This is a genomic window from Aminobacter sp. 01T433, assembly GCF_056398585.1.
On the sequence record NZ_JBFTPR010000047.1, the window covers coordinates 1 to 5,712 of the forward strand.

Genomic DNA, 5,712 nt, shown 5'->3' on the forward strand with positions numbered 1-5,712 from the left:
GTCGAGCCGACGGTGAACGCCTGCCCTGCTTTCGTCGGCGCGGTCCATACGATCAAGGATCGCTTCAAGCTGACCCTCCATGCGCCCCAACATCATGTCCATGCTGCGTTCGCTCAATTCCCCAGCCCTTTCCGGTAGTCTTGATCCCAAGCCCAACAGCGATCGATCCGCGCATTTGCCCGGCCAAGTGCGCGGTCAGTTTTCAGCAGGGCCACATCGAGCCGGTCGCCTAGCTTGACGCCGGAACGTTCGCTAATGCGGCAATCCTCTGGCTTGTCGGGAACCTTGGCGGCTTCCGTGATTGCGGCGCGCATTGCCTCGGCCACTGCCTGAGCGCGCTTGGCATCAGCCAGCCGTGCACGTTCACTTGTTGCGCAGCCGGTCAAAGAGAAGCTGATCAACGCCATCAGGCACATCGCGCGCCTTGAGTTGTTCCAGTTCATCGGCGAGATCCTCGTTTTCGACGGCTGCTGCGATGCGGGCTTCTTCGAAGCGCTTGTTGGCATAGGCCAGCGACGCGGCCTTGCCCTCGACAAAGGCGCGCAGTCGGCGTTCCTCGATGATTTGAGCCTGCATCGCATCGAGCTCGGCGCCTGCAACAAGCTCTGTGACGGCCTTGTTGACTGCCACCCGAACGGCTGAAGCCTTGTCGAGGTAGACCCAGAGGCCGGCGGCGATGATCAGAGCGAGAGGGATTGGCACCGAGATCCGAAGGACCCGCCACAGCATTGAAAGCAGCGCGGTCATTCCATCTGCCCCGGTGGCGGTGTTGGATCGGGTGGCGGGTTGTTCTGTTGGACTATGGTCGCGCCGGCCTGCTGTGTCGGCGAGATACCAGCGTTGACTGCCATGGCGTCGACCTCGGCGCGCCGTGCGCTGGCATCGTCCCAGACCGCCCCAAAGATGAATGAGCCGGCAGTTGATGCCATGAGCAGCGCAACCGACGTCGCGATGGCCTCGCGCAAGCTGTCGGCCTTGCCCCAAATCGCAAGATAGGTGATCAGCGCGCCGGCCCAGACCAAAATGGCAAGGGCCGACTTGCGGCGGGCATTCCAGGGCTTGCTGAACTGCGAGCCGAAGCCGGTCACATATTGACGCTGGTTCGCCATCTCAGAGCCTCGCGAACTGGAAGTGCATCCAGTCGTAGTTCCGGGCGCGACCGAGCGAGAGTGCACCTTCGGCCTCCACGATGTTCCAAAACGCGGTGTAATCGGGCTTGGCAAAAGCGGCCCGGTCCTTGCCCCATTTCAGCTGGTTCCGGGCGGGATCGAGGTCGACGGCAATGCCCCACGAATGCGTCGACCAGGCCTTGCTGCCGCGCATCTGGCGAAGGTTGTAGCAACCGCCAAAGAGGTCGAGCCCGAGAGCCTTGATCTTGGCCTCGCCGTAGTGGGCCAGGGTGTTGCGGAAAATGGCCTCGATCGATCCTTTCACCTTGCTATGGCAGCGGAAGCGACGAACGATCGAGTTCGTGTCCCATGCGATGCGCATCGGAAATGGGATTTCAGCAATGCCAGCGGTGCATTGAGGGTTGCCCGGTTCACCATAGAATTTGCGCACGTCGGCCTGCGTGGGCCACGCGGTTGCAGTGGTCATGACGGTAATCCTCTTGTGGATGGGGAATCGGGCCTAGCGGCCGCAGGTCAGCATGCTGCAGATCACTTCGCGCTCGATGGCAGGATCGACCTCATGGCCCGTCTGGCAACCGGCCAGAACTAGCAGGGCGAGAAGTGCGGCTCTCATGAGAGCGTCCGGAACGGATTGATCATCACCTTGATCATGTGACGGTTGGCGGCCTTGGCCTCGTAGTGCCAGCCAATGAAAATCTTGCACCAGCGATTACCGAACAGCATTTGATCGCGCCGGTAGCAGAAATACCGCCTGCCGCTTTTCGCGCGCATGACAATGAAGCGGGATGACGTGCGGGCTTGGTCGAACGCAGCCGTTGGGCCGCTGTCGCAGGTGATCACCATGCCCGAATGGTCGAAGCCGAGAATATGGGCATCGAAGCCATAGCCGGGGTTGCGAACCAGCCACCAGACCGCCCGCTTGAACCGCGCGAAGGTCATAAAGGGTACCGGCTCATGCGTGGTGTTGGAGCCGTACACATCGTCGTCGTGGGTGTGCACTAGCGCGAAAATCCACGGCAGTTGCCGCAGCTTGAACACCGCAGCCCACAGCGCCCAGATCGGGGAGGTCAGGATGACGAACAGGTTGAAGGCAAGCGAGATCGGCGCCAGGAGCGCCCAGCGGAGATACATCACAGCTTGTCCGCCTTTACGTAGAATTCGTCCAGCTGCTCCTGGGTAAACCCAAGGGCATTGAACCCAGCCTGAAGCATCGGCTCATTGCGGGCGAAAGTTCCCGAGTTGGCATAGGCGATCCGGACGGCGCGAGATTGCGTTTCGACCCAGGCTTCGACAGCATCGATGATGCCGTCTGGATGGGCTGGCAGAATGGGCGCCAGCAACTGGAGTTTGAACTGCCGGGAGGTTACCCGGTCAGGAACGACGACGACGGGCACAGGAGGCGAATAAACACCGCCAGTCACCGCCCCACCAGCTTCCCAATCCTCGCCGGCCTCGATCCACTCACCTTCAGGCCGATAGCCTTCCGCCATGCCCTTTTCGGTGATTTCTTCGATCTGGGTGATGACGCCAGCGGCGTCCAGAATAGCGACGCGCATTAGCTGCTCCTCTTGCCGCGAAGGACGTAAGAACCTGAAGCGATGTTGCCTGCTGTGAAACTGACCCGGATGGCGTTTGCTGCTACGACGTTTCGCCCGGACGTGTGGACCATTAGAAAATTGTCCGTTGTCGCATCCCAATGATTGCCTTCGGAATTGAACGTGAATGCGCCAGCCCCGGTATCCATCCGTATTGTGAAATTCCCACTCTCGCCCGCCGCGTTTCCGTGGTCATCGCTGATGGCAAAGCCGGCTGCAGTTGGCGAACCTGAAGCCGCGACCGTCACTCCCCGCGCAACCAGGAAGTTGTATGAGTACCCCGAGGACAAGATGGACGAGCCGCCGTTGGTTGAAACATGGAGCCGGAGCCCAGCGCCATCCGTCGCGGGGATGAGGTTCCTCAGGACAAGCTCGAACTCGGTAAACCCGGCCGCGATGTATGCCGTCAGATCGAGGGTCTTTGATGCAACAGCGGAGATTGAACCGGCTTCGAGATTAGACCCGACCCCGACGCCATGCCCCGCCAGAATCCAAGCATCGGCCGAAGTGTCGAAGTTTACTGTGTAGCGAACGCCATCAAGGATATCGTACGCGACCAGAGGAACATCCGCGGCGCCGACCATCTTGCGGATGGCCTTGGCGCCGACGCCAGAGACGTTCAATGTCGTAGCACCTGTATTGTTCGATGCTGCCTCAAACGTGAAGACGTCAAGATCGAAGTAGGTCGTCAACGGGACCGAGGGTGTCAGCGTCAGCGCGTTAGCGGTACCGCCAGCCAAGGGGAAGCTGAGCCGATCCGGCAGGGTGACGATTGACGCTCGGTTGCTGGTGGTGTCCATCGACAGAACCGTGATCCAATCGGTGCCATCATAGTATTTGAGCAGATGCGTCGCCGCCGTGGTGTCGTCCAGCCAGAACATGCCGGCGACCTTATAGGTCGGCGCCGTCGACCCCTTGTGAGAGCTATGCAGTGCATCGCGCCAACTGTTGAGATCGGTCGATAGCTGTGCCCCGCTCTTGGTCGCGGGATTGATCGTGCCAAAGTCTGACTGGGCCATTGAATGCGCCTCGTTTTGGTGATGCCTGGAAGTGGGGGATGAAGTATTGGCTAGGCTTGCTGGAGCCCGTAGCCCTTGGCCATGTAGTCGACGGTGCGCTCGACCGGAGTTCCGGCGGCGTTGAAGTACTGTATGTGGAAACCTGCCGGACCCTTGGCTGTGATCAGGCCATAGTCGCCGGTGGCCATGTTCTGGTCGGCAGTACCGATGCCGTGCAAGGCTTTGAACGGGGGACTGAACGCGATATCCAAGCCAGCAGCCGGCACCACCACATCATCACCGGCGATGACGCGGTCTGGCATATCGACTTGCACGCTCAGCGCATGCACTGCCGGCGTTGTTAGCCCATAAGTCGCTGCGCCATCGTTGACGGGACGCCCTTCCAGGATGATGCGAAACTCGAAAGCGCGCGCCGTGACATCGCTGACGACAAACGGCAACCAGTCGCCCCAGACGGCGAGAACTGGATCGACCATCGTCGTCCGGAACTCAAGTCGGACTTCCCAGTCATCGGCACCGGTGTCGTCAAGAACGGCAACTTCCGCCAGCGACGTCCACAGTGACATAACCTGATAGGGGTTCTCGCCCCTGGCATCGAGCAGCGCCGTGATCCGCGAGGTGTAGGCGTCACCCAGATCGACACCATTGTCGAAATAATAGGTACCGGTGAGCGCCAAACCGGGGCTATTCCCATCGCCTTCTTGCAGCGAGATCACATCGCTAAGCGTCTCCCACGTCGACATCGTGTTGTTTTCCTGGAGGCGAAGAACGCCGCCATACGATGTCACGCTGTCATGGACGCCAGGGTACGCTGGGCTTTCGGCCAGCACTTCGACGATGTTCTGCCCTGCAAGTGACGCAATGTTGGTTGCGACCAGAGCAGCATTCGCGCTCTTCAGCCCGGTCTGGAACACCGACTTAATCAGGTAGGTTCCGATCATCGTCGGCACCTGGATGCTGGTTCCCGAAACCGATGGGATCAACGTGGTTGCCGCATTCCAGCTTACGGTAACGTTGTCGATCGCAACGAAGCGGATTTCATAGGTCACGCCCGTTGCCTGGACCGCGTCCCAGCTAAGCGTGGACGTGTCGCCGAGCGTTGATATCTCGAACCGGGTCACGTCGGGCGGCGGATGGTTGAGCATGTCCGCGGCATACGCTTCCGAGGTCAGCCAACTCGACACCGAATTGTCATCGAACCGACAACGGACACGGAACGTATAGACGCCGGCCTGGAGCCCCCTGACTTCGGTAGACGTCTGAGGCGAGATTGCGACCGGTCCGGTCTGGAAATTGCCGGTACCGTCCCCTTCATTTCGGTATTCGACCTCGAAGAACTGGACTCGGCCTTGCCGCGGCACGCTCCAGCTCAGATACACGACGGCAAGGAAATCGCTGCCTTCCAGATAGATCCCTTGCGTCATCCGAATGTCGGTCGGCGGCAAAGAATACGGATCGACCGGCTTAGTGACGTTGCTTTCGAAGTCCGGGATCGCCCCGTTATCGGCGAGGTAGATGTCCGGTGCGTCGTCAACCAGTGTGATCCGGGCGACAAGGTTATCCTGCGGCTCAATGCCGAGCACGCGATAGACAGCGGACTCGCTTTGCCCTTGGCCAAAGGTGAACAGGTCGCCAGTCGCGGGCAGCGCGCCGGTGCCCGTGAGCATGAGGGTATTGGTCTCCGTCGTTACCGACGGTATCGTCGAGCGGAGCACGAAACTGCCGTCGCTCAACCTGAACCGGATCGAATAGAGCGTTCCGGCCACCATATTGACCGTCTCGTCGAGAACGACAGTCTGCGTTCCGGCGTTGACCGAACCGACGCGACCACTGGCGAGGCCGATGAGCATGACGTCATGGGCCACTCGGACGCGGTCGCCACGCGTGCAGACCAGGTTCTCGAAGTCGACGTTGATCGTGTAGGTTTCTGGCCTCAGCCTCAGTTGCGCGATGTGAAAACGCCCATGC

General features: G+C 60.3%; 8 protein-coding genes. All 8 read right to left on the reverse strand.

All coding sequences use genetic code 11. From position 1 onward, the window contains the following. Nucleotides 1–113 precede the first annotated feature (113 nt). A complete protein-coding gene (locus tag AC1DLV_RS30080) occupies nucleotides 114–407 on the reverse strand; it encodes a hypothetical protein (RefSeq protein ID WP_476803624.1) in 294 nt (97 codons plus the stop codon). Then, nucleotides 364–747 (reverse strand): hypothetical protein, encoded by a 384-nt coding sequence (locus AC1DLV_RS30085; RefSeq protein ID WP_476803623.1) that lies wholly within the window; start codon nucleotides 745–747, stop codon nucleotides 364–366. The genes AC1DLV_RS30080 and AC1DLV_RS30085 overlap by 44 nt, the downstream gene beginning before the upstream one ends. Then, a complete protein-coding gene (locus AC1DLV_RS30090) occupies nucleotides 744–1,109 on the reverse strand; it encodes a hypothetical protein (protein ID WP_476803622.1) in 366 nt (121 codons plus the stop codon). The genes AC1DLV_RS30085 and AC1DLV_RS30090 overlap by 4 nt, the downstream gene beginning before the upstream one ends. Nucleotide 1,110: 1 nt before the next feature. Beyond that, complete coding sequence (locus AC1DLV_RS30095; RefSeq protein WP_476803621.1) at nucleotides 1,111–1,596, reverse strand: M15 family metallopeptidase; 486 nt, start codon at nucleotides 1,594–1,596, stop codon at nucleotides 1,111–1,113. A gap of 143 nt (nucleotides 1,597–1,739) precedes the next feature. Further along, on the reverse strand, nucleotides 1,740–2,261 hold the full coding sequence (locus AC1DLV_RS30100; protein WP_476836341.1) for a DUF7338 family protein: 522 nt from the start codon (nucleotides 2,259–2,261) through the stop codon (nucleotides 1,740–1,742). Next, nucleotides 2,261–2,686 carry a hypothetical protein gene (locus AC1DLV_RS30105; protein WP_476803619.1) on the reverse strand — a complete coding sequence of 142 codons (426 nt, stop codon included), beginning with the start codon at nucleotides 2,684–2,686 and terminating at the stop codon, nucleotides 2,261–2,263. Before AC1DLV_RS30105 ends, AC1DLV_RS30100 begins: the two co-directional genes overlap by 1 nt. Further along, nucleotides 2,686–3,744 (reverse strand): hypothetical protein, encoded by a 1,059-nt coding sequence (locus tag AC1DLV_RS30110; RefSeq protein WP_476803618.1) that lies wholly within the window; start codon nucleotides 3,742–3,744, stop codon nucleotides 2,686–2,688. Before AC1DLV_RS30110 ends, AC1DLV_RS30105 begins: the two co-directional genes overlap by 1 nt. A 50-nt stretch (nucleotides 3,745–3,794) precedes the next feature. Next, nucleotides 3,795–5,712 (reverse strand): phage tail protein (locus AC1DLV_RS30115; RefSeq protein ID WP_476836342.1); only part of this gene is annotated, 1,918 nt, incomplete at its 5' end.

Bases quoted from the DNA above. Each gene is read 5' to 3' on its own strand.
- AC1DLV_RS30080 (WP_476803624.1), bottom strand. From the start codon at position 407: ATGGCGTTGATCAGCTTCTCTTTGACCGGCTGCGCAACAAGTGAACGT.
- AC1DLV_RS30100 (WP_476836341.1), bottom strand. From the start codon at position 2,261: ATGTATCTCCGCTGGGCGCTCCTGGCGCCGATCTCGCTTGCCTTCAAC.
- AC1DLV_RS30110 (WP_476803618.1), bottom strand. From the start codon at position 3,744: ATGGCCCAGTCAGACTTTGGCACGATCAATCCCGCGACCAAGAGCGGG.
- AC1DLV_RS30090 (WP_476803622.1), bottom strand. From the start codon at position 1,109: ATGGCGAACCAGCGTCAATATGTGACCGGCTTCGGCTCGCAGTTCAGC.
- AC1DLV_RS30085 (WP_476803623.1), bottom strand. From the start codon at position 747: ATGACCGCGCTGCTTTCAATGCTGTGGCGGGTCCTTCGGATCTCGGTG.
- AC1DLV_RS30095 (WP_476803621.1), bottom strand. From the start codon at position 1,596: ATGACCACTGCAACCGCGTGGCCCACGCAGGCCGACGTGCGCAAATTC.
- AC1DLV_RS30105 (WP_476803619.1), bottom strand. From the start codon at position 2,686: ATGCGCGTCGCTATTCTGGACGCCGCTGGCGTCATCACCCAGATCGAA.